The following is a 609-nucleotide window of genomic DNA, read 5'->3' as shown; positions in this document are numbered from 1 at the left end:
CAAGGCCGACGAGAGGGAGTCCAGGGCCGGCGACAGGTGCTGAATGATCTCCTCGGCGCGCGCGGTGGGTTCCATGCGATGGCCGACGCGAATGAACAGCGGGTCGTTGAACAGCGTACGCAGGCGGTTGAGGGCCGAGCTGATGGTGGGTTGGCCGAGAAACAGCTTCTCGGCCACGCGTGTCACATTGCGCTCCAGCATCAGTGCTTCGAAGACCACCATCAGGTTGATGTCGGCCTTGCGTAGTTCATTGCGATTCATCGGCGCCTGCCCCTTTCCCCAAGACAAGCCGCAGTTTAGAAAGCCCGGGGGCCTGCGTCTATGTGCGCACTGTTCATCCGCAGGCTTTGGGACTATAAATCAGCTTTCCAGGGTCGCAGGAACACCACCGTGCTGGTCATTTTCGCCATGAGCGCCCTCTTTAGCGGGGTGTTGCTCTGGGCCATCAAGTTCATCGAAAACCCGACTGCCAGGACACTGCTGCGCGTATTTGTCGGCCTGTGCCTGGCGGCCATCGTGGCTTACCTGGTGCTGGCTTCCGGGTTCCCCACTTCATTGCTGGTGTGAGCCACCTCCTGCCCCTGACGCAAGCGCAATGCCGCCAGCGCC

The 609-nt window shown here is 61.2% G+C and carries 2 protein-coding genes; one reads left to right on the top strand and one right to left on the bottom strand.

Translation table 11 applies throughout. The features are described 5' to 3' along the window. On the bottom strand, positions 1-261 hold a 261-nt coding region (locus HX803_RS32340), incomplete at its 3' end, for a LysR family transcriptional regulator (protein ID WP_178926109.1). Positions 262-408: 147 nt separating this feature from the next. Between HX803_RS32340 and HX803_RS32335 the strand changes: the two genes are divergently transcribed. After that, positions 409-567 carry a hypothetical protein gene (locus HX803_RS32335; protein ID WP_178926108.1) on the top strand — a complete coding sequence of 53 codons (159 nt, stop codon included), beginning with the start codon at positions 409-411 and terminating at the stop codon, positions 565-567. Positions 568-609 lie beyond the last annotated feature (42 nt).

This window comes from Pseudomonas sp. P7548 (assembly GCF_013386585.1).
Taxonomy (GTDB): Bacteria; Pseudomonadota; Gammaproteobacteria; order Pseudomonadales; family Pseudomonadaceae; genus Aquipseudomonas.
Note: the sequence above shows the minus strand (reverse complement) of the source record. Positions and strands in the feature narration are given on the sequence as shown.